The organism is Streptosporangium sp. H13245 (assembly GCF_055690525.1).
Genome location: NZ_JBSZKT010000004.1, coordinates 123,729 through 146,064 on the forward strand (window position 1 = coordinate 123,729; position 22,336 = coordinate 146,064).

Sequence of the window (22,336 nt, forward strand, 5' to 3'; positions counted from 1 at the left end):
ACGATCATCGGGGGCCGCGTTTTTCGTTCACCCCACGGGGGATGCCCTCGACCAACCAGCCTCGTCGAGCCCGCGCGTGTCCCACCGGCCGAGAACGCTTCAACCCTGGGGCGGGGCGGCGGAGGAGTGGCAGAAGGCGCAAGGAGGTTGGCGGATATCGCCTTGTCTCAGTGAGGATCGGCCGAGACATCGGGACACAGCTCGCCCGGATGACCGGATTTACGCCGATACGCGGCACTTTTTCCGGTCCATTTTTAACTGCGCCGCGTTTGCGCACGTCAGAGCGCCGCATGAAGATCCGCTCCCGAACACGACGTGCAGACGTCGTCCAGTATCCAGTCATCGCGCTTTCCTAATGTGGGCCTCGAACTACTTCCCGTCCGGAAGGAACCCCCGTGGTCCAAACGACGCCGAGACAGTGGCCCACCTCCGGCTCGTTTCATGATGAATCGAGCCAGTACGTAACGAAAGTCCCTTTCCGTTTCGTTGCCGCGTACGCCACGCACGGCGTCAGCCTGTTCGAGCTGAGCACGATCGGCAGGATCTTCGCTGACCGGTCCGACCTGGGACTGCCCGCCTTCACCTACCGGATCTGCAGCGACGAAGAACGCCCGTTGTACACCGACCTGGGTGTGCTCATGGAGGTGGAGCGCGGTCTGGAGGCCCTGGAGACCGCCGACTTGATCATTTTGCTGCCCGCCATCGCCACACCTTCGCCCGCGCGTCGGCCGCTCGTGGACGCGCTCCATCGCGCGCATCACCGGGGGACTACCATCGCCGCCTACGGTACGGGTTCCCTGCTGCTGGCCGAGACCGGCCTGCTGGACGGTCGTCAGGCCACCACCGACCTGCTTCTGTCCGACGAGATGGCGGCGGCCCATCCGCGGGTCACTGTGGACAAGACCGCCCGCTACGTCGACGAGGGGAACATCGTGACCGCCGCGGGCGGGGCCAACGGCATCGACATGTGCCTGCACCTGCTGCGCCGCGAACACGGCATGGCCGTGTCCAGCTCCGTGATCCGGGACGTGATGATCGTGTCGCGGCACGCGGACGAGCAGGGCAGGCGCCCCGACCTCGGTGAGGCGACGGCCCACGCGGACTCCGACCAGACCCAGCTGGCAGACCTCCTTCACTGGATGGGCGACCGGCTTCAGCAGTCGCTGTCGGTCACCGACCTGGCCCGGCGAGCGCTGATGAGCACGCGTACCTTCGCCCGCCGCTTCCGTGACGTCACCGGTACCACGCCGTACGCGTGGCTGCGCGAGCAACGCCTCGACCACGCCGAGGAACTGTTGAGGACGACCGACCTGACAATCGAGAAGATCGCCCACGCGGTCGGTTTCGGGTCCAGCGGGGTGCTCCGCACTCACTTCATCAACCGGCACGGCGTCTCTCCGCGCGACTACCGGCGGGAGCTCGATCGTTCCGGCGAGCGGCCGGGCCCGGACAAGCTCGCGTCAGGCCGCGACACGATGTAGACACTCGCCGCGACCCCTCCCTCTTCCATGGACTCTTGGCTTGTTGTTCAACCTCCGAGCTGCGCATTCGCTGCGACAGGCCATGTGGGGGCTGTAACGGCTCGGATGCTGGACGCGAAAGCGGCCACCGCCTCATCGTCGAGTCGCCAAGACATCACGATGAAGGCGATGGCCGTGAGGTCCATGCCGACACGCGCTGCGACATGCGGCCCAGCCACACACCAGAAAGATCTCCGTACCGAAACGATGGCGCAGCTGTCGGGCTTCCGCAGCGAGTTCTACGCCTGTCTGACCGCTCGGGCCGATGAGCTGTTCGAGCTGACCGGCGCGCTCTTGTGCACCGCCGGGCCGGTCACGACGCTGGCGGACCTGCTCCAGCGCAGCTTCACCGCTGAGCGGCCAAACAGCCGCTACGTGGGCGACATCACGTGTCTGCCCGTTGGTGGCGGCATGTCCCTCTATCTGGCCACGGTCGTGGATCCGTACTCACGTCGTCTGAATCGCCTGCGACAATCACCGTCGCGGGCATTCGGCGATCGGAAACCTACCTCCGGCCATCTATAAAAATCAGCATGATGAAATGACCGCACCGGCTGCGTGAAACCGGGTGTCCACACCTCGGGGAGAACGCCAGCGTGCACGCTGACGCCGATCTGGCGGTCGCCGACCTTGCCCGGCGTGCCCGAATACTGCCGGGCAACACGCGGCGATCCCTTGCCGTCCTTGGGGAAACCGGTGTCGTCGATCACCCACGCCGCCGCGCCGATCGCATCGACCGCGCGCGTGGCCAGGCGTTGGCGGTCGAGCATCACGCCCGCGTCGAAACCACCTCACCGCCGACCCGACCAGCCACAACAGACTGACCTGACAAAGCACTACTAGGGCCTGCTCCGTGACGGGCCCCTGGCGTGCGGTGATGGGGATTCACCATTATGTACGCACTGAAAGAACATAAATCTACCAGCACAAACCGGAGGTTCTTGAGGTCGGGAGACAGTAACTTGACCATCGGGGGTCGGCATGTGCCAAGGGGAGGCTCAATGAGCTTGCGGGAGTTCCTGCTCGCCTATCGGAGAGGAACCGGGATCACCCAGCAAGAACTGGCTGATCGCGCCGGCATCAACGTCCGATCTTTGCGCAACATCGAGCAGGGTGCCGTCCTGCGGCCGCACAGCCGGTCCAAGCGCAGGCTCGCCGAGGCGATCGGCCTGTCCGTCGCCGAGTTCGACCTGCTCCAAGACGCCGAGCGGACGCCCGCGCGGCCCGTCGCGCCCCCGATCCTGCGCATCGACGTGCTAGGGCCGCTGACCATCCGGGTGCGCGGGAACGTGATCGACCTGGCGCCTCCCTCGCAGCGTCGTCTCCTGGGACTGCTCACGCTGCGTGCCGGCCGCGTCGTCACGCACACGGAGATCGTCGACTTCCTGTGGGAAGAGGATATTCCCGCGTCCTATCTCAATCTCGTGCACGGCCACGTGTCGCGGCTCCGGCGCTTCCTCAGTGACGCCGGAGCGGGCGAGGAGCTGATCGCCCGCTCCGGAGCGGGCTACCAGCTGACTCTGGCTGCGGGCCAGAGCGACCTGCTGGAGTTCACCGACCTGCTGGAGCGGGCCACGGCTCATCATGCCGCGAGGAGGCCCGAGGACGCATGCCAGGTATACGACAAGGCGTTGTCGCTGTGGCGAGGACAGCCGCTGGCCGATCTTCCCTCGTACACGTTCCAACACCCCGTGGTGGTCGCGCTGGCCCAGCAGCGTCTCACCGCTCTGCTGGAGTACGCCGATGTCGCCCTGGAGGAAGGCCATGCCGGGCCCGTGCTGGAGCGGCTCCGTGAGGTCGCGCACGCCGAACCTCTCCATGAGGGACTGAACGCGCGGATCCTGCTCGCCCTCGCCGCGTCCGGGCAGCGGGCCGCCGCACTGCGGCTGTATGACGACCTCGGCGGCCGTCTCAGGGACGAGCTGGGCATCGACCCGGGCCCGGAGCTGAAGGACGCCCGTGCGCGCGTCCTTCAGTACGACGGACCTGCGGCTCAGAACGCCCCCGCCGAGCCGGTTCAGGCCGCCGTAGCCGTCCCCGCCCAGCTGCCTCCGGACATCGCCACGTTCACCGGCCGTGAGGAGCAGATCGGCATGCTGAACGCGTACCTGTCGGCCACGGACGCGCATCCGGCCGCGGCCAGGGTATCGGTGATCAGCGGCACCGCCGGAGTGGGCAAAACATCGCTGGCCGTGCACTGGACCCATCTCGTACGGCACCGCTTTCCCGACGGGCAGCTCTATTACAACCTGCACGGCTACTCCGAGCACGCCTCCAAGACGGCCGCGGACGTGCTGGCCGGTTTCCTGCTCGCGCTCGGCGTTCCGCCACCGACCATCCCGCTCGACCTGGAGGCCCGCAGCGCACTGTTCCGTTCTCTCACGGCTGGACGCCGGTTGCTGCTGGTGCTGGACAACGTGACCGGCTCCGAGCAGGTCCGCCCCATCATCCCGGCGAACCGCGACAGCGCGGTCGTCGTCACCAGCCGCAACGACCTGTCCGGCCTGAAGGTCCACGACGACGTGCTCATCGTGGAGCTGGACGTGCTCAGCACGGAGGAGGCCACGACCCTGCTGGTCAAGACGCTCGGCCCGGACCTTCGCGACACGCCCGCGCCGCTGCTCGAGCAACTCGCCCAGCTCTGCGCGCGGTTACCGCTGGCGCTGCGAATCGCGGCGGCCAACATCAGCCGCAGGACCTACGCCACGGTGCATGACTACATCACGGCCCTGAGGGAGGGCGATCGGCTGGCCGAACTGGCGATCGACGGCACGGCGAGCACGGCGGTCGAGGCGGCCTTCGCACTCTCCTACGGTGCGCTGCCCTCATCCACGGCCCGGCTGTTCCGGCTGCTCGGTCTCGTGCCCGGAGCCGACTTCAGCGTCGAGGCGGCCGCCGCTCTCACCGGGTCCACCGTGAAGGAGGTCAGGCCGGAACTCGCCCGGTTGGCCACCGCGAACCTCATCGACCGTGGCGAACACGGCCGGTACCGCTTCCACGATCTGCTGCGCCTGTACGCCGCCGAGCGCGCCGCCATGCAGGAGAGGCCGCAGAGCGTGGCGGAGGCGAAGCAGCGCCTGTACGACTGGTACCTGTTGACCGTCCGTGCCGTCGTCGAACACAGCCATCCGCACTGGGGAAGGCTGCCCCTGCATCGCCTCTCCGAGGGCGTGACGGCGGCACAGTTCACCAATCTCACCGCGGCGACGCGATGGCTGGCCTGTGAGCACCGCAACCTGGTCGCCACGGTCTACGCCGCGGCCCGCTCCGGGCCCAGACGATCGGCGTGGCTGCTCATCGACGCGATGCGCAGCCATTTCTGGGCGAGCGGGAACATGGCCGACTGGCTTTCCTGCGCGCGGGCGGCCGCGGAAGCGGCCGCAGAGGAGGGAGAGGTGGTCGGACAGGCCGCGGCTCTGCTGGCCCTCGCGGACGCGCACGTCTTCCAGGAGCGCCCCGAAGCCCTCTCGCTGTACGAGCAGGCGCTCGTTCTCGCCGGACAGGGCGGATGGAAGGCCGGCGCGTCCTCCATCGTCAACAATCTTGGCGGCCACTACATGCGCTTCGGGCAGTTGCAGGACGCGGTCCGCAGTCTGCTGCGGGGCATCGAGCTCGACGAGGAGGACGGCCGGACGACTTGGCTGGGCGTCAAGCACGTCAATCTCGCAGCGGCCTACGCCCAGCTCGGCCTGCTGGCGGACGCCCTCCGTCATCTCACCAAGGCCGTCGAGCTGCATCCGGACACCGACGGCATGATCGCTCTCAACCTCGGCGAGGTCTGTCACCTGCGGGGGGACTTCGAAGAGGCGCTCCGACACCTCGACCAAGCACGCACTCGCAGCGTGTTGGCCACGGCTCCGGCCGTCGAGATGCCCTGCCTGATCGTGCTGGCCGAGGTGCGCTGCGATCTGGATGACCAGGACGCCGCGTTGGCTCTCGGCCAGGAGGCGCTGGCCTACAGCCGCGACCTCGACGACCGCCACGCACAGGCGCTGGCGCACAACGCGCTGGGCAGGATCCGGCAGATGACCGGCCACCCCGCCCAAGCCATCGAGCATCATGAGCGCGCCGCGAGCCTGGTCGGCGACGCCCACCCGCTCGTCAGGGGCTTCGCCCTGGTCGGGCGGGCGATCGCGGCCGACGCCCTCCATGACCCCGATGCGGCCTCCTTCGCCGAACAGGCCCTCCAGATCGCCCGCGGACGATCCTTCCGCGTTCTGGAAGGGCAGGCCCACACCGCGCTCGCCGGCATCATGCTGACGGCCGGCCACCTGGAAGGGGCGGTGCGGAACGCGCGGATCGCTTTGGAGATCCACCGTAAGACAGGGCACCGGCCGGGCGAAGCACACACGTTACGCGTACTCGGCGCCATTTTGCCCGGCGCGGACGGGGCGGCCTACCGGCGGGAGAGCACGCGGCTGTTTCGCGAGCTCGGCCTCGACGTCCAGGCCCGGGAGCCGAGCCGGAGCCCGCAAGGCTGAGGCTCCTGGGAGCGTTCGCCGCTTCGGCGGTCACGCCGTTTCGAGTGCCCTGTCATGGACTCGGTGCCCGCTCCTGGTCACCACCAAGCCCGGCACCAGCGCCCCGACCGGTCCGGCGCGGGCGGCTGCCGCCGGACCGGTCGGCTCTGGGGTGCGCGACATACCCGCCACAGCATGGCCGGAACACCACTTACCTAAAGCGCCTAACGAAGTACTACTAGAACTTGCATGACAATGAGCGGGGCTCAGCGAGACTGCACTACATGTCTCGGTTGTCCAGCGTCTGGGTGATTCGAACGCTATCGTCGGCGGCGGCCACGCCAGTGGTCGCCACGACGAAACCTCCACCGATAGCGATAATCGTCGCTACGGTCGCGATAGTGCGCTTCAAAGTCCTACTCCTCGTCCTCGAAGGAAAATGCGTCAAGTAATGATCACACCCGCGAAGGCCCCCGGCACAGCGGGATAACTGCCATACATGGCCGCTCGGCCGCCAATGCCGTCGCGTTCTCGGCTGGTGAGAGTGCCGTACCTCTGGGTCGAGTGGCCGAGTAAAGGCGCCTCAGTGCGGAGACGCCGCTACCGGCTCTGGACCACTCCTCACCGTCCTCAGCGGAGCAACATCACTGGCGCAGCTCGCCAGGTTCATCGCCGGGTACGACCCCGACCTGCGCACCCAGCACGACCACGCCCAGCAGATCATCGCCGTCGGCGGCCACCCAGCCGATGGCCTTCACCTACTCGGTCTCACAACGTGAGAACGCTTCGGCCCTGACCCTGTCGTGGACGCAAACCCCAAGATCTCTGAATGCAATACCGGTTTCACCCTATGCGACCACTTGATCTGTTTTGACGGTAATCATGCGGACATTGGCACTTTACTCATCGTTACAGCGAACGCTTTTTGCCACCATGACCGTGACCCTTGATCACCGAAATTGGTGGAGAACCTTGTCAAGACGACCCTTAATCATGTTCATGGCCGGTGCTCTTCTGGCGGCAACGCTTCCGGGTGTCGCGGCCGCCAACGACCGAGGTAACCCGGAGCGAGCCGACCCATTCGTATGCGGACGCGATCAGGGAAACCATCTACGTCGAGGCGCCGGTCGATGGCGACCGTGACGGGCGCGATGACCGCATCGTCGTGGACGTGATCCGGCCCAAGGAAACCCTGAGCGGCCTCAAGGTGCCGGTGATCTTCGAGGCCAGTCCCTACTTCGCGCCTCCGCTGACCTCCAGCGCGCAGTCACCTGACGGACGATACCGCCCGGACTATTCCGGTGGGTTTAAAGACAACGAAGACGACGGATCACCCAGCCAGTTCAAGGGGTTCGTTGACAACTACTTCGTGCCCCGCGGTTATGCCGTGGTCCAGGTCGACATACGGAGGTGACTCCTCCAACGTCCAGAGCGGTATCAAGACGGTGGACGGCCAGGACTGTTTCGGGCAGGGCACGACGGTCGACACCGGTTGTTACCCTGCCCAGCCGCGGGGCGGCGCCCACATCGGCAGATGATCGACTGTGAACATGACCTAACCGATTCTGGTATCGGGCAGGCCACAGACACTCGTTCGGGATCATGCGGGAGACACCGGGTCCTGGTGCTGGCTGGCCTGCAGGGAGTACAGCTCGGCGTAGCGGCCGTTCAGCTCCATGAGGGCCCCGTGCGTGCCCTGTTCGATCACCTGGCCGCGCTCCAGGACGTAGATGCGGTCCGCGCGGCGCACGGACGCCAGCCGGTGGGTGACGAGGACGACCGCCCGGCCCTCCCTGGCCAGATCGCTGACCCGGTCGAACACCTCGATTTCCGCCCGGGGGTCCAGCGCGGCCGTGGGTTCGTCGAAGATGACCACAGCCGCGTCGCGATAGTGCGCGCGAGCCAGTCCGATGCGCTGCCACTGTCCGCCGGACAGCGTGGTGCCGCCCAGGAAATCGGGCGCCAGCAGCGTGTCCCAGCCGGAGTCGAGGCGCGTGACCACCTCGTCGGCCCGGCCGAACGCGGCCGAGGCATGCAGTACGTCGTCGTCCGGCCGACGCGTCGAGCGGCCGATCGTCACGTTGACCCGGGCGGTGAACGGCCACTCCACGAAGTTCTGCGCGACGAGGGCGACGTGGTCGTAGAGGCTGGCACGGTCCACCTCGGCGGTGGTGTGGCCATCCCACCAGACCGCGCCGGACTGCGGCATGTACAGACCGACCAGCACCTTGGCCAGCGTCGTCTTGCCCGAGCCGTTCTCGCCCACCAGGGCGACGATCTCCCCCCTGCGGATGGTCATGTCGACCCCGGCGAGCGAGGGCCGCTCATTGTTCGGGTAGGTGAACCACAGGTTCCGGACGGAGATCTGGTCGGGCGGCGCGGTGAGCTCGATCATCCCTCCGCGCATCGCCTCAGCCTCGGCGCGGTCGCACGCCTGCTTCCAGTCCTGTACGAACAACCCCTGCTCGTACAGGTCGTTCACCGCGGACACCAGCGAGGTGAGGTGGTGCGTACCGGTGCGGATGGCGAGCAAGACCGTCCCCGCGACGGCCAGCCGCACCGAGCCGGAGACGAGCAGGGCGCCCAGGACGCCGTACATACCGAGCCTGGCCAGACCGGCGACGCCGTCGGACAGCAGCGTCGTGCGTGCCTCCAGGCCGGCGAGCCGGGCCTGCTCGGCCTCTGACAGACGGGCCAGCCGTTGGTAGTGGTGGAGCAAGAAGCCGTCCGCCCGGTGGGCGCGCACCTCCTCCGCGGGCGAGGCCCCGAGCAACAACTCGGACAGGGTCTCAAGCTGCCGCTGCAGCTCCGTCCACCGCTTCATGGAGGTGAACCGGGCCCGCGCCATGCGGACCGCGCCCCAGGCCGACGGGACCGTGACGGCCACCATCAGCGGCAGCAGCACCGGGTGCAGCACGGTCAGCACCCCGGCTGCGGCGATCAGCCCGGTCAGTGCCTCCACCAGCGCGATCGCGTACGTGGTGACCATACGGGCCGACAGCGCGCCGCGCGCCGCGGCCGACATCAGATTACGGAACTCGGCATTCTTGATGATGACGAGTTCCACCCGCACGGCTCGCTCAAGCAGCTTGACGGTCGCGGCCCGGTCGATGCGGGGGGCGAGTTTGCCGTTCGTCGCGTCGCCCAGCGAGGACAGCACGCTGCGCGCCACTCCGCCGGCGGCCACGGTGAGCAGGACGGGGAGGGCGTCCACGAGCCGTTCGACGGTGGGTGTGCCGGCCAGGAGCAGCGTCAGGGCCTCGTTCGTGGCCAGCAGCACCACGCCCGTGGCCGCGCCCGCGAGCAGTTTCGCGGTGACGGCCACGGGCAGCAGCAGATGGCCCGCCTGCCACGCCAGCCCGAAACTGATCCGCATCAGCCGTGGCAACCGCCACAGCAGCGTCCAGAAGCCGAGGTCGGCTCCGGCCCCGTCATGCTGCGCCCAACCGACGGTCATCCTGATGCCGCTGCCGAACAGCGGATCGACCTCCGGAATGCGCACCTGACCGTCAGCGCGGTGCCGACCGGAACGGGGGTTCGGTCGCATGCCTGTCACGCGTTTCGACTCCCCCTCCGGGCCGGTGCATGAAAGAACCGGAGAAACGCGCGCGTCTCTCCGGCCGGATCAGGTGGTGCGATCTCAGACGGGCTTCATGCAGCAGCGGCTGTAGGAGTAGCAATTCCAGCAGGTGTTCGTGCACTGGCCGCTGCCGGGCACGCAGATGTAGCCGTTCCCGGTCCCGGAGGCGTAGATGGCGGTGTCCGTCTTCCCTTCCTCCGGTACCACCTCCAGGTCCAGGTCGAACAGCAGGTCCGCCTCGGACAATGCCAACGTTGACATGTCTCTCCTCGTTGTCGTCTTGATGTCGGTGATGTCCCGCCGCGCTCGGGACGGGCATACGAAAAAAGGCCGCTTCCTGACCGGGGAGCGACTTCCCCCAGCATTTAGCAAGGCGCTTACGTGTCGAGTACGCGACGCTTACGCGGCGGTCACGCGCCTAATCAGAGCCACGATGGCGGGGTGGCGGCTGGCTAGGGTAATCGCGACCGTTCACGTTCTGGGAGGTCGCATGAGTGACCAGCCGCGTTTCGCCGCCGCGGGTGCGGCCCTGCTGCGCGTCCCGGTGGCGCCCGTCGCGCGGGCCGCCAGCGTCCGCGCGGACACCGACGGCGAGGAGGGCACGGCCTTCCTGCGGGAGGCGCTGCGCGACCCGCTGCTGCGCGAGGCGCTGGAGGTGTCCAGCCCTTCACTGGCCGGTGTCCTGGACAGGATCGAGGACGGCCGGCCGGTCGAGGAGGCGAAGCGGCGGCGCGCGGTCCTGGCGACGGCGCGTTACCTGCTGCGGATGGCCGGCCGCCCCACGCCCTTCGGCCTGCTCGCCGGCGTGGCCGTGGCCGGCTTCGGTGACACGACGAAGATCCGGATCGGCGGCGCTCACACCAAGGGAGTGCGTCCGGACGCCGGCTGGCTCGCCGGCCTGCTGGCCGGCTGGGAACGCGACCCGCGGGTGCGCCGCGGGCTGCGCGTGGTCGCCAACGACCTGTGCGCCGTGCGAGGCGACCGCTTGGTGCTGCCCTACGTGCGATACGGCGACCCCGACGGCGGAGGCGGCGCCAAGGAACTGTCAGTACGCCACAGCGAGCCGGTGCGCCTGGCGATGGAGTGGGCGGCGCGGCCCCTGCCGTACGCGGACCTGCTCGACCGCCTGCGGGCGGCCTTCCCCAGGGCGTCTCCGGCCGCCGTCGAGGCCATGATCGGGCAGCTCGTCGAGCGCGAGGTGCTGCTCACCGATCTTCGCCCGCCGCTGAGCAGCCCCGATCCGCTGGCCCACGTGCTCGACCGGGTCGCCACCGTGGACGGGATGGACGAGGCGGCCGGGCTCGGCGAGGCCGCCGCCGCGCTGGCCCGCTACGCCCGGTGCGCGCCAGGAGAGGGCCGTCCCGCGTGGCGGGCGGCCGTCGCCTCGATGCGCGCGCTGCGCCCGGCCGAAACGTCGCCGATCCAGGTGGACCTGCGCTTCGACGCCGATGTGACGCTGCCGCAGGAGGTCGCCGACGAGGCCGCGGCGGCGGCCACGGCGCTGCTGCGCATGTCCGGCTCCGCGGAACCGCCGCGGCACCTGGCGGAGTACCACACGGCGTTCCTCGAACGGTACGGCAGCGACCAGCTCATCCCGTTCGTCGAGCTGACCGACCCTGAACGCGGCCTCGGCTTTCCCGCCGGCTACCTGGTGCCGGAGAGCGAACGCCTGGCGCGGCCGGCCCCGGAGCGCCATGACCCGCGTGACACGCTGCTCGCCGAGCTGGCCCAGCGGGCACTGCTGGACGGAACGGACGAGGTCGTGCTGGACGACGAGCTGGTGGCCCGGCTCTCCGGCGAGGAGGAGCCCCATCTGCCGCCGCCGGAGTCCGCGGAGCTGTGCGTCCAGGTCCTGGCCGAGTCCGCCGATGCCCTCGGCCGGGGCGAGTTCCGGCTGGTGCTCGCGCCCGCGGCGGGCTCCTCGATGGCCGGATCCCTGTTCGGGCGCTTCGCCCACCTGTTCCCCGAGGGGAGCTATCCGATGGCCACCGTGCCCGAAACCGTGGGAGACGACGGGCCGATCCGGGCTCAGCTCGTCTTCCAGCCGCTCGTCCCGCGCGTGGCCAACGTCGCCCAGGTGCCCGTGGTGTGCGAGCACACCCTCGCGGTGGGCGCGTTCGCCGAGCGGTCGGATCCGCGGGTGCTCGGCGCGGGCGACCTCCTGGTCGGCGCGGACGATCACCGGCTGTACCTGGTGTCCGGCCCGCACGGCCGGGAGGTCATGCCCGTCTCGCCGCACATGCTCGACACCACGCGGCTGAGCGCCAACGCGGTCCGCCTCGTGCGGGAGATCTCCGATGGCGGGCATCGCCACCTGCGGGGCTGGTCATGGGGGACCATCGAGGCGCTGCCCTGGCTGCCGAGGGTCCGCCACGGCCGGACGGTGCTCGCGCCGGTCCGATGGCGGCCCGCCGCCCGCCTGGGCGACCGGGAGCTGGGCGACACCGAGTGGTCGGCCGCGCTGGACGCCTGGCGGGCACGCTGGCGGGTGCCCGACCGGGTGCAGGTGGTCCATGGCGACCACCGGGTGGAACTCGACCTGACCCTTCCTCTGCACCGCAGGGTGCTCCGGCATGAGTTGTCGCGCCGCCCCCAGGCGATGGTGTGCGAGCCGCCGGGCACCTCGAACGACACCCGCTGGCTGGACGGGCACGCCAACGAGCTCGTCATCCCGCTGACGCTCGTGGCCGGCGCCGCCCGGCCTCCCAGGCACCTTCCGCCCGGACGCGCGCCACGCCCGCGCCACCTACCGGGCGGCGCTTGGCTCTACGCCAAGCTGTACGGCACCCGCGCCAGGCAGGACGGGCTTCTGGAACGCCACCTGCCCGCCCTGATCGCACAGCTGCCCCCCTCGGTGGATCGCTGGTTCTTCATCCGTTACCAGGATCCCGATCCGCACCTGCGGCTCCGTTTCCACGGGGATCCGGCGCAGATGAACGCGCTCCTGCTGCCCGCTCTGCGCGACTGGGCCGACCAGCTGTGCGGCGCCGGTCTGGCCGCGCGCCTCACGCTCGACACCTACGAACCCGAGGCCGCCAGATACGGCGGCGCTTTCGTCATCGAGGCCGCCGAACGGGTGTTCACCGCCGACAGCACGGCGGTCCTGGCTCAGCTCCGCCTACGCGAGCGCGGCCTGGACCTCGACACGGAGCTGCTGGTGGCCGCCAACTACGTGGACATCCTGCGCGGCCTCGGCGATGACGACTGGCAGCCGTGGCTGCTGTCGGTGCTGCCGAAGGGAGAGCATCACGCCGCCTTCCGCGGCCTGCGGCGCGAGGCGGTCACGCTCATCGACCCGGACGGGGACTGGCCCGCGCTGGCGGCCCGGCCGGGCGGCGCCGAGCTGCTGGAGATATGGCGGGCTCGCAGGCCCGCCCTCGCGGCCTACGGGGAGGCCGTCCGGGGGGCGGCGACCGCGCGGCGGCTCACCGGCACGCGGTTCACCGTGACCGGCGCGCTCCTGCACATGCACCACAACCGGCTGCTCGGCATCCGGCCCACCACCGAGCAGCGGACACTGGCCGTCCTGCGCGGGGTCGTGGAGGCCGCCCTTTCCAGAAAGAGGTTCGTGCCATGATCCACACCGGGCAGGCCGCTTCGCGCGGCGCCATGGCCGAGGCGACGCGGGCCAGGGCCGCCGCGGTCGTGGACGCCCTCGCCGACCGGCTGGCGGATCCCGCCCTCGTCGTCGGCCACGCGACCGCGCCGGACAACACCCGTCCGACTCCGGACGGGGCACGTCTGCCGATCTGGGACCCGGTCTGCCTCACCGACGGACATCCGGCCGTGGCCCTGCTGTACGCCGAGCTGGCGCACGACGACCCGGCCTACCGGCAGGTCGCGCACGGACACCTGGCGCAGGCCGTCGCGCAGGCGGCGCGCACCCCGCTGGGCGGGCTCTACACGGGCCACACGGCCCTCGCCTTCGCCGCCTCGCGGGCCGCACGACACCCCGGCGAGTACGCCAGGTTGCGCTCGTCGATCGACGAGCGGCTCGCGGCCCAGGTCTCGGAGCGGCTGCGTCCCGAGTGGCAGCGCATCGAGGCCGGCCGGGCCGGTACCTCGTTCGCGGTCTACGACGTGATCGCCGGCGTGACGGGCGTGGGACGCTACCTCCTCGACGTCAAGCCCGCCCGGCCCGCCCTGGAGGAGATCCTCGCCTACCTCGTCGCCCTGACCGGGCCGCGGCAGGAGGGACCGACGGCTCTGCCGGGCTGGTGGGTGTCGCACACACCGCACGGCGACCAGGCCGACGGGTACGGCGGTCACGGCAACCTGGGGCTCGCCCACGGAGTGCCGGGGCCGCTGGCACTGCTGGCCCTGGCGTGGCGGGCGGGCGTGCGGGTGCCCGGGCAGGACGAGGCCATGGCGCGGATCGTCGAGTGGATGCTCGACTGGCATCGGGTGGACGAGGCGGGCGCCTACTGGTCCGCCTGGGTGCGGCGCGAGGACCTCGACGATCACTCCGCCGAGCCGCCCCGCAGCCATACGGCGTGGTGTTACGGCGTTCCGGGCGCGGCCCGTGCCCTGCAGCTTGCCGGATCAGCGCTGGAACGCCCCGATTGGCGCCGGTTCGCGGTGGAGGCGTTACGCGGCACGCTGGCGTTGCCCGAGGAGCGGCACGGCATCCAGGACGCGGGGCTGTGTCACGGATGGGCGGGCCTGCTCCACCTGACCCGGCTGATGGCACGGGACGCCGACGACGCCGAGCTCGCCGGCGTCGCGGACCGGTTCGCGAACCGGGTGCTCGACCTGTACGACCCGCGGGCCCCGTTCGGATTCCGGGCGGCGACGCAGCTGCACGAGGAGAGCATCGACCTGCCGGGCTTCCTGGAGGGCGCGGCGGGGATCGCGCTGGCGCTGCACGCCTACGCGGGCGACCGGCCGGCGGAGAGCGGCTGGGACGCCGCACTGCTGGTGCGATGAGCGGCAGGGGGTTTTGACAGACGGACGTCGCCCGCCGGGCGGCAGGAAGGAAGGGCATCGAATGAAGGGCGTCGAGATTGAGGATGTCGCGTCGGCGTGGGCGTGGCTGTTCGCCAAGCCGAAGGAGGCCGAGCACCTCGATTGGGGGCGAAGCATACTCCGCTTCACGACGTCGGACGAAGCCCGCGCGCTGATCGGCCGTGAGCGGGTCGAGAACTGGCTGGCCTACGGCAACCTGCGTTACCCCCAGTTCAGCCTCACCCTCGGCGGTGAGGCGCTGCATCCGAACCGGTACACCAGGACCCAGGTCGTCGGGGAGCACCGGCAGACCGGCTGCGCCGACCCGGCCCGGATCGCCACGGCTGTCGGTGGGGGCGCCACACTGTCGCTGACGGGCATCGAGAGCTGGGACGGACGCCTCGCCCGCCTGTCGGCCGAGCTGGGGCGGATGCTGGCGGCGCGCGTCCAGACCGCCGCCTTTCTGACCCCTCCGGGTCACTTCGGCACGCGGCCCCACCGGGACGGCACGCACGTGTTCGTCATCCAAGCGGAGGGGAGCAAGCGCTGGACGCTCTACGACATGCCGGCCGGCGACGACTGGGACCTCGCCGAGGTCCCGGGGGAGGACGCCGTGACGCAGGAGGTCGAGCTGCGTGCCGGCGAGGGACTGTACGTGCCGCTGGGCATGGGGCACCGGGCGCGGGCCGGGTCGGAGGGTTCCCTGCACCTGTCCGTCATGGTGAATCCGCCGCGGTTGTCCGAGGTCGTACAGGCCTGGGCCGCGCAGGTCAGCGCGGCCTTCACCGGCCAGGAGCACCTGCCGGTCGGGCGGGAGGGCAGGATGGAGGCCGTCGGGGAGGCGCTGAGCAGGATCCAGGGGACGCCGGTGGACCTGCGGGCGCTGGCGGCGGCCGTCGAGTCCGCGACACCGGCCCCGGATCCGGCGGTGCGCCTGCCCTGGCCTGCCGCGCCCGGGTTCAGCGGGCAGTGACGGAGACGCCGCCCGGCAGCCGGGACGTCGGGGCCTCCGTCGCGATGACGGCGTACTGCAGCGTCTTACGCGGGGGCACGCCGGGCCGTTGTGTCAGGGCGTCCTCGGTCTGCGGGCCGCAGGGGACCAGCCGCCGCGCCGTGGCCGTCCGGGAGGCCGGGACCTCCTCCTCGGCCAGCCGCTCGGCCGCGTACAGCCGCGGCAGCGGGTCGAGCCGGTAGCGGTCGCCGACGCCGGACGGTCGCAGGAGGTGCGCGGCGGCCAGCGTGGCCAGCAGCGGCTCGACCTCCAGGACCGGTGCTGCCAGGCCGGCCGCCACGGCGTCCGGCGAGATGTCTCCCGGCACCGGCGCGAGGAGGCGAAAAAGCCGGCGGGCGGCAGACGGCAGCGCCAGGTAGGAGCGGTCATAGGCTGCCCGCATCGACGCCTCGGGATCGCCCGCCACCGTAAGCGCGCCGAGCCGGTCGTCCGAGCGCAGCCGGGTCAGGTAGCGGCCCACCTCGGCGGGGGAGCGGCCGATCAGATTGGCCGCGGCCAGCCGCACCGCCAGCGGCAGGTCGTCGCAAAGCCGGGCGACCTCCGCTCGCGCGTCCTCGTCACCGGCTTCCCCACCCGGGACAAGCTCGGCGAGCAGCCGCACCGACTCCGCGCGCCGCAGCGGCTCCAGTGTGATGACATGGGCGTCATGCAGCGCGACGAGGCCGCGCAGGTCCGTCCGGGAGGTGACGAGCACCGCGCATCCCGCGACTCCGGGCAGCAGGGGCCTGATCTGGGCCGCCTCGGCGGCGTCGTCCAGCACCAGAAGCAGTGAGCGGTCGGCCAGTTCGGCGCGCAGCCGGGCTGCTCGCGCCGCCGGGTCGTCGGGGATGGACGTGCGGTCGAGCCCGGCGGCGAGAAGCGCCTCGGTGAGTATGCCGGAGGAGTCGCGCGGCCTGCCTTCGGCGTCGCGCAACCGGATGAACCACTGGCCGTCAGGGAAAGCTCCGCGGATCCGGTGCGCGATCCGCAGGGCCAGTGCCGTCTTCCCGATCCCGGGCGCGCCGCACACCGCCACGACAGGCACCGCGGTGCGGTCGGGATGCGTCAGCAGGGACGCGACCTGAGTGATCGGCTCAGCGCGTCCGGCATAGGCGCCGATGTCGGGCGGCAGATGACAGGTGGCGCGCCAGGGGCGGGGTGAGGGGACGGGTGGGGGGTTGGGCGGAAAGGTGGGGAGCGCCAACGCGCCGTTGAGCACCTGACGGTGCAGGGCCTGCAGATCCTCGCCCGGCTCGATGCCGAGTTCGTTGTACAGCAGCCGGCGGAGCCAACGAAACGCCTCCAGGGCCTCGGCCTGCCGGCCGCTGCCATGCAGCGCCATGATCAGTTGCCCCCAGAAGCGCTCGTGCAGCGGGTATTCGGTGGTGAGCGTCCGCAGTTCGGCGAGCACCCGCCGGTGCTCGCCGAGGGCGAGGTCCGCCTCGATGCGGCGCTCCAGCACCGCCAGCCGCTCCTCGGCGAGCGGGATCGCGGCCAGCGTGCGCAGGGTCTCGGACGGTACGTCGGCGAGGGCGGGCCCCCGCCACAACGCCAGCGCCCGCCGCAGCAGGGCGGACTCGGTGGCCCGGTCCTGTGCCGCCTCGGCCCGGGCACTGAAATCCCGAAAGCGGTGTAGGTCAAGGGCGGTTTCGGGCGTCTCGATGAGATAGCCGTCGGATCGGGTGGCGATCACGCAGGCCGGGTGGAGGGCGGCTCGCAACCGGGCCATGTAGGTCTGCACGGCGCTGCGCGCGCCAGCCGGTGGCGCGCCGTCCCAGACGTAGTCGATCAGTTCGTCCCTGGAGACGGTGCGGTTGGCTCGGAGCAGGAGCGCGGAGAGCAGGACGCGGTGCTTGCCCGCAGGCAGGGACACTTGTCTTCCCTCGATCTCCACTTCCAGTGGTCCGAGCACGCCCAGCCGCATCTGGATCTGCGACACGGAGTCCCCTTGTCGTCACCGCTCTTGCGTGTCCGCCAGGATGGCGGGCATGTTCTCGCACGATAGCGAGCGTGCTGGGAGGGCCTGCCGGAAGCCGCTGTAATGGCAGTATTGAAGCGATATATGACTGAAAGACAACGAAAGAGGCGATGGTCGCGGCGAGTGTCTGTATCGTGTCGCGAGCCTGTCCGGGCCCGGCCGCTTGCCGGAACGGTCGAGCGTCTGCTGGTAGTCGCGCGGAGAGATGCCGTCCTCCGGAGGGACGCGAATCACGGGAGGCCCGCTCCCGGTGGAAGGTGAACCGGCGATGACGACCGGACGTCGCCTCCGGAATCATCGGGAGAACGGTGGCGGACACGGCCTGGCTTGGCAGAAAACCCACGGTCGATGGCAGCTTCCCCCCCTTACGCGCTTCGGACGACCGGCGTACACATGATCTGCCATCGGCATTATCGGGCTGTCCGAATTGCCGTGCTTCGTCCGAAAGAAAGCCAAATGAAATCCCATAGATTTCGCGTGTTGATCGCCGTGCCGCTGGTCGCGTTCGCCACCATGACCCCCACCGCATACGCGTTCGACACCCCGCCCGGCGGCCCTGCGGCCTCGGAGAAGGACAAGCCGATCGCCGAGGACAAGGCCCCCTTCGGCTACATCGCCCCGGATGTCCTGAAGAAAATGCGCGCCCAGGAACCGCTGGCCAAGGCCGCGAGCGTGCTCCGCTGGCAGGTCGAACGCGGTGGATACCCGGGCTTCACCGACATCGCGCTGGAAGATCACGGCGTCGCCCTGTACTGGAAGGGCACCGTGCCCCCGGCCATGCGCGAAGCGGTGAACACGGCGAACAACCAGGCCGCGGTACGGGTGGCCGCCGCCGCGTACTCACGAGCGGAACTGCAGGAGGCGGCCAAGCCACTCGTGGAGTTCATGAAGAACCACCCCGGCGGGCCGATCCACAGCGTGGCCAGCCTGAGCGACGGCAGCGGCCTGGAAGTGGGCACGGCCTCGTCCGACATCGGCGCGACCACGGCGAGACTCCCCAAGACCACGGTCAAGGTGAAGGTGGTCCGAACCCCACCGGCCGACCTCACGGCGGGCCGCCTCGACGATACCGCGCCCTACTGGGGTGGTGCCCGGATCGTCAACCAGTACCGCCCCGGCATCTACTGCACCAGCGGCTTCGGAGTCGTCGACGGGGCCGGGAGGAAGTCCATCCTGACGGCGGCCCACTGCCTCAGCACGAACGACTACGTGACCGTCCCGGCCGGGCGGATCGTCGGCTACGCCGGCGCCGAGCGCTGGGACCACGACATCATCCTGGTTCCGGCCACCGCGGGCAGCAGGATTTACGACGGCGGTGTGGGCACCGGCGAGTTCTCCAAGTCCGTGGCCCGCTGGGACTGGGTCTACACCAACGAGTGGCTGTGCACCTCCGGCTCGGTGAGCGGGGTCGTCTGCGGTATCCAGCAGAGCGGCGTGTACGACTACGCCTACTGCAACTACGACTCCGACGGTGACTGGACCTGCATGAACGACCTGCTGATCGCCTGGCGCTCGGACGGCCGCCAGGCGGCCATCGACGGCGACAGCGGCGGCCCGGTCTTCGGCCTCGACGGAGACCGGGTTGTCGCGAAGGGCACGATCACCGGAAGCCGAGGCTGGCCCAGCACCAACGGGCTCATCTTCCAGGACTTCGGCACCGCCTGGCGCGACTTCGGCATCAGCCCGCTGACCAGTTGACCGAGTGGCCTCCTCACCGGCTTCGGGACCTTACCCGAACCCCGTGAAGCGGTGACGAGGAGTGGTCGCGGGAGGGGCACCGAGCGCGATCCTCGTCACCCCTCGTCACCGCGGAGGACCACGCGCACCCGGGCACGGCCGAACACCGCAGGAGGGCCGCTGCTGGCCGGCGAACCTCGACGCGATCGAGGGGAGGGCCACGACATCGTCTTCGACGCCTTCAGGCGACATCCCCAAGACGATCTTGGTGACCGTTATCGCTGGGAAGTGACGACTATCGCGGGGAATCACACTTGGCCGTACGGCCGAAGCCGCACATCCCCGTCAATACATCGTTAAGCGTTCGGCAAACAAGGGTCGGCAGGGTGGGCGCATGAACATCCTGTCACGTTCGGCCATCGCCCGGCGACGGCGCACCCTGGCGAACCTCGTGCTCCGCGACCTCGCGGACACCGGTGACGTCACCGTCCCCGCCTGGTGGGAAGAGGAGATCCAGCGGGAGTTCGACGGGCTGGGCGGGTTCCTGGCCGAGCTGAGCCGCCAGTGGTGGACGGCCTACGCCGCGCACCTGGACGCGTTGATCGAGCTGGGTCTCGACGACCCCTCCCAGGCGTGGGACGACGTCACCGAGCAGATGCCGTGGCTGCGGGCCGTCCTCGACGCCTATACGGACGACGCGGCCCTCGCCGAGGCGGAGCGGCGGCACTGCGACGTGCTGCGCTGGACGACCCGGCGCGAACCCCGCCACGCGGCCTGAAGGGGCCCAGGCGCGGGACCCGCCACATGATCCGAGGGGTCGTCACACATCCAAGAAGGCCCCGCGAGAGCCCGCCACACGGTCCGAGAGACCCCGTAAGGACCCGCCATATGACCCGAGGTTTCGGTCCCCCGTAACCCCTCCGGTCCGATCCTCCACGTGTCGCGCGGAGAATATTCGCGGGGAATCGGGTAGCCATGAACGATGGTCAGATTTGTCGAAGGTAAGTCCCCGCCCCACAGGAACTCCGACGATCACACCGCTGACCTGCGGCTGGGTGTACGCCTGACGATGGCGCTGGCGGCAGTGGCGATCTTCACGGTGCCGTTCGTGATCCTGCTCGTGCTCGTGAAGACCTCCTCCTCCACGCTCACGGGGCTCGACGAGGGCATCGCCCTGAGCCTGCACGCCCACGCGCTGGAGAACCCCGGCTACACCGCCTTCCTGAACGTGGCGACCGAGGTGTTCGGTCCCTGGACGTGGCGTGTGCTGGTGGTGCTCACCGCCGTCTGGCTCTGGCGCCGGGGCGCGCCGCGCCTGGCGGTCTGGGCGGTCGCCACGATCACCTTCGGCGGCCTGCTGAACCTCGCCCTCAAGGGGATCGTCGACCGCGCCAGGCCCGACCTGCCGGATCCCGTGGCCTCGGCGCCCGGCGCCTCCTTCCCCTCCGGGCACGCGATGGGGGCCGCGCTGGGCGCGTGCATCCTCGTGCTCATCCTGCTGCCCTTCCTGCGGAGCATGGCCTCGCGGGTCCTCGCCTGGGTCGTCGCGGCGGCCGTCATGGTGTTCGTCGCGTACAGCCGGGTGGCGCTCGGCGTCCACTGGACCAGCGACGTGATCGCGGGCGTCGCGCTGGGCGTGGTGGTCGTGGTGGGGGCGGCGGTGGGGTTCGAGACCTGGCGCCGTGGAGAGGGCCGCAGGCCCGCCGAGCCGCACATGGAAGGCGTCGAACCCGAGGCGTTCCGAGAGGGCCATTCGGGGTAGCTGGCGCGCCATGTCGAAAATGTCGGTGGATTTCAAGGGTGTGACGCGCCTCATCCTGGCGCCACTGGTCCTCATGGCCGCGCTGACGATCGGCGTCGGGCTCCTCATCACCAAGGTCCTGCAGACGACGACCCTCATCGCGAACGACGAGGGGGTCAACGCGCAGATGGCCGAGGACCGCACGGCCTACTGGAGCTCGATCACCGACGTGATATCGGGCCTGTCCGACACCCCGGTGATCATCACTGCCACCGCGTTGCTGGTCATCGTCTTCCGGCTGGCCTTCAAGCGCTGGAACGAGTCGATCTTCCTCGCGCTGGCGGTCTTCTCCCAGTCGGCGATCTTCCTGCTGGCGACCGTCTTCGCCGAGCGCAAGCGGCCCACCGTCGAGCACCTCGATCCCGCCCCGCCCACGTCCAGCTTCCCCTCGGGGCACACCAGCGCCGCGGTCGCCTTCTACTGCGGCGTCGCCCTGGTGCTGACCCTCCACACCCACCGCTTCAAGATCCTGAACGTGCTGTGGTGGGCGATCGGCCTGGGGATCCCCCTGGGCATCGCCTACTCGCGCATGTACCGCGGGATGCACCACCTGAGCGACGTGAGCTGGGGCTTCCTGCTCGGCCTGGTCTGTGTCGCGGTGGCCGCCAACGCGCTGCTGCTGCGGCCGGTGGTGGCGGAGAAAAAGAAAAAAGTTCTGAGCACGTAGGGACCCCCGGCCACGCCGGGGATCCAGGCGTGACGAAGATCGCTGAAGTGGAAATCGGCGGGGGTGTGAGAGGGACATTCCCCACCCGTCGGGTCGCTTCGCATGAGACCGTTGTTAAGCAGCACCACCAGGGTTCACATCTGTTACCTGGTGTGGCTCAAAGATCACTCTGTGCCACGAAGTAAGATAGAAACCTCGTTGGGAAGATTCGAGTCCTCCCAGCGGGGCACGAGCAGCCAGCCGGCCGGACCGAGAGACGTTCGACGGCTACCCTCAAGGAAGGAAGCCGGCCCATGGATCGCCAGTCCGTCGTCTGCCATAAATGCACGGGCGTTCTCCTCGCCACCGACTCCCGCACCTACACGGCGCAGCGAGGACGCCTCATCCTGACCAACGGCTACTGCACCTGCCCTGCCGAGCAGGCTCCCGCCGAGCAGGCCGCCCACCGGCAGCAGCAGCCCCAGCCCGCCGCGGAGCAGCACCCCGCGCACCGGCAGCCCAGCCACCCCCAGCACACTCAGCACACTCAGCACCCCCAGCACACGCAGCAGCAGAGCGCGCAGCCCGCGGGCCAGACCTCGATGGTGGTCGCCTAGGGCGATCCCCGGGGGAGCGGTCGCGGCGTCGGGGGGCGCGCGCGACGGCTCGGCCCCCGGCACCCGCGCACCGCTCCGGCGGCCTCGCGGGACGGCCACACCCTCACGACCCGAAACGCACG

Annotated in this window: 14 protein-coding genes and 2 pseudogenes; 12 read left to right on the top strand and 4 right to left on the bottom strand. The window is 69.9% G+C overall.

Annotated elements, in window-relative coordinates:
• The first annotated feature begins 395 nt into the window (after window positions 1-395).
• Both ACW9TB_RS10380 and ACW9TB_RS10385 read left to right on the top strand, forming a co-directional pair.
• The gene (locus tag ACW9TB_RS10380) at window positions 396-1,481 is read left to right on the top strand and encodes a GlxA family transcriptional regulator (RefSeq protein ID WP_472747749.1); all 1,086 of its coding nucleotides are present in this window, start codon (window positions 396-398) and stop codon (window positions 1,479-1,481) included.
• A 366-nt stretch (window positions 1,482-1,847) separates the two neighbouring features.
• Window positions 1,848-1,979: pseudogene (locus ACW9TB_RS10385) on the top strand (IS3-like element ISTesp3 family transposase); the annotation flags it as partial.
• Window positions 1,980-2,113: 134 nt separating this feature from the next.
• Here ACW9TB_RS10385 and ACW9TB_RS10390 read toward each other — a convergent pair.
• Window positions 2,114-2,281: pseudogene (locus ACW9TB_RS10390) on the bottom strand (transposase); the annotation flags it as partial.
• 240 nt (window positions 2,282-2,521) lie between these two features.
• Between ACW9TB_RS10390 and ACW9TB_RS10395 the strand changes: the two are divergent.
• Together ACW9TB_RS10395 and ACW9TB_RS10400 are read left to right on the top strand one after the other, a co-directional pair.
• The gene (locus tag ACW9TB_RS10395) at window positions 2,522-6,001 is read left to right on the top strand and encodes a BTAD domain-containing putative transcriptional regulator (protein ID WP_472747750.1); all 3,480 of its coding nucleotides are present in this window, start codon (window positions 2,522-2,524) and stop codon (window positions 5,999-6,001) included.
• A gap of 985 nt (window positions 6,002-6,986) precedes the next feature.
• Window positions 6,987-7,394, top strand: a complete 408-nt coding sequence (locus ACW9TB_RS10400) for a CocE/NonD family hydrolase (RefSeq protein ID WP_472747751.1) — start codon at window positions 6,987-6,989, stop codon at window positions 7,392-7,394.
• Between the two features lie 186 nt (window positions 7,395-7,580).
• Here ACW9TB_RS10400 and ACW9TB_RS10405 read toward each other — a convergent pair whose 3' ends face one another.
• Together ACW9TB_RS10405 and ACW9TB_RS10410 are read right to left on the bottom strand one after the other, a co-directional pair.
• Window positions 7,581-9,482: an ABC transporter ATP-binding protein gene (locus ACW9TB_RS10405; RefSeq protein WP_472747752.1), complete on the bottom strand. Its 1,902-nt coding sequence runs from the start codon at window positions 9,480-9,482 to the stop codon at window positions 7,581-7,583.
• Window positions 9,483-9,620: 138 nt separating this feature from the next.
• Window positions 9,621-9,821 (bottom strand): hypothetical protein, encoded by a 201-nt coding sequence (locus tag ACW9TB_RS10410; protein WP_472747753.1) that lies wholly within the window; start codon window positions 9,819-9,821, stop codon window positions 9,621-9,623.
• Window positions 9,822-10,050: 229 nt separating this feature from the next.
• On the opposite strand from ACW9TB_RS10410, the gene ACW9TB_RS10415 reads away from it, so the two are divergent.
• The 3 genes from ACW9TB_RS10415 to ACW9TB_RS10425 all read left to right on the top strand — a co-directional run bounded on the left by ACW9TB_RS10415 (window position 10,051) and on the right by ACW9TB_RS10425 (window position 15,477).
• Window positions 10,051-13,137 (top strand): lantibiotic dehydratase, encoded by a 3,087-nt coding sequence (locus ACW9TB_RS10415; protein ID WP_472747754.1) that lies wholly within the window; start codon window positions 10,051-10,053, stop codon window positions 13,135-13,137.
• Window positions 13,134-14,486, top strand: coding sequence for a lanthionine synthetase C family protein (locus ACW9TB_RS10420; RefSeq protein ID WP_472747755.1), 1,353 nt, complete (start codon window positions 13,134-13,136; stop codon window positions 14,484-14,486). The genes ACW9TB_RS10415 and ACW9TB_RS10420 overlap by 4 nt, the downstream gene beginning before the upstream one ends.
• A gap of 61 nt (window positions 14,487-14,547) precedes the next feature.
• Window positions 14,548-15,477, top strand: coding sequence for a JmjC domain-containing protein (locus ACW9TB_RS10425; RefSeq protein WP_472747756.1), 930 nt, complete (start codon window positions 14,548-14,550; stop codon window positions 15,475-15,477).
• Here ACW9TB_RS10425 and ACW9TB_RS10430 read toward each other — a convergent pair.
• Window positions 15,464-17,368: an AfsR/SARP family transcriptional regulator gene (locus tag ACW9TB_RS10430; RefSeq protein ID WP_472747757.1), complete on the bottom strand. Its 1,905-nt coding sequence runs from the start codon at window positions 17,366-17,368 to the stop codon at window positions 15,464-15,466. The two genes, ACW9TB_RS10425 and ACW9TB_RS10430, sit on opposite strands and share 14 nt — an antisense overlap.
• 582 nt (window positions 17,369-17,950) lie before the next feature.
• Between ACW9TB_RS10430 and ACW9TB_RS10435 the strand changes: the two genes are divergently transcribed.
• The 5 genes from ACW9TB_RS10435 to ACW9TB_RS10455 all read left to right on the top strand — a co-directional run bounded on the left by ACW9TB_RS10435 (window position 17,951) and on the right by ACW9TB_RS10455 (window position 22,214).
• Entirely contained in the window at window positions 17,951-19,171 is a 1,221-nt protein-coding gene (locus ACW9TB_RS10435; protein WP_472747758.1) for a chymotrypsin family serine protease, read from the top strand.
• Between the two features lie 373 nt (window positions 19,172-19,544).
• Window positions 19,545-19,928: a hypothetical protein gene (locus tag ACW9TB_RS10440; protein ID WP_472747759.1), complete on the top strand. Its 384-nt coding sequence runs from the start codon at window positions 19,545-19,547 to the stop codon at window positions 19,926-19,928.
• Window positions 19,929-20,132: 204 nt separating this feature from the next.
• A complete protein-coding gene (locus ACW9TB_RS10445) occupies window positions 20,133-20,912 on the top strand; it encodes a phosphatase PAP2 family protein (protein ID WP_472747760.1) in 780 nt (259 codons plus the stop codon).
• A 40-nt stretch (window positions 20,913-20,952) separates the two neighbouring features.
• Window positions 20,953-21,618: a phosphatase PAP2 family protein gene (locus tag ACW9TB_RS10450; RefSeq protein WP_472747761.1), complete on the top strand. Its 666-nt coding sequence runs from the start codon at window positions 20,953-20,955 to the stop codon at window positions 21,616-21,618.
• A 293-nt stretch (window positions 21,619-21,911) separates the two neighbouring features.
• Window positions 21,912-22,214 (top strand): hypothetical protein, encoded by a 303-nt coding sequence (locus ACW9TB_RS10455; RefSeq protein ID WP_472747762.1) that lies wholly within the window; start codon window positions 21,912-21,914, stop codon window positions 22,212-22,214.
• The last annotated feature ends 122 nt before the right edge of the window (window positions 22,215-22,336 follow it).

Excerpts from the sequence above, each read along its gene's own strand:
- ACW9TB_RS10440 (WP_472747759.1), top strand. The coding sequence starts at position 19,545 with ATGAACATCCTGTCACGTTCGGCCATCGCCCGGCGACGGCGCACCCTG.
- ACW9TB_RS10415 (WP_472747754.1), top strand. The coding sequence starts at position 10,051 with ATGAGTGACCAGCCGCGTTTCGCCGCCGCGGGTGCGGCCCTGCTGCGC.
- ACW9TB_RS10425 (WP_472747756.1), top strand. The coding sequence starts at position 14,548 with ATGAAGGGCGTCGAGATTGAGGATGTCGCGTCGGCGTGGGCGTGGCTG.
- ACW9TB_RS10445 (WP_472747760.1), top strand. The coding sequence starts at position 20,133 with ATGGTCAGATTTGTCGAAGGTAAGTCCCCGCCCCACAGGAACTCCGAC.
- ACW9TB_RS10410 (WP_472747753.1), bottom strand. The coding sequence starts at position 9,821 with ATGTCAACGTTGGCATTGTCCGAGGCGGACCTGCTGTTCGACCTGGAC.
- ACW9TB_RS10455 (WP_472747762.1), top strand. The coding sequence starts at position 21,912 with ATGGATCGCCAGTCCGTCGTCTGCCATAAATGCACGGGCGTTCTCCTC.
- ACW9TB_RS10420 (WP_472747755.1), top strand. The coding sequence starts at position 13,134 with ATGATCCACACCGGGCAGGCCGCTTCGCGCGGCGCCATGGCCGAGGCG.
- ACW9TB_RS10395 (WP_472747750.1), top strand. The coding sequence starts at position 2,522 with ATGAGCTTGCGGGAGTTCCTGCTCGCCTATCGGAGAGGAACCGGGATC.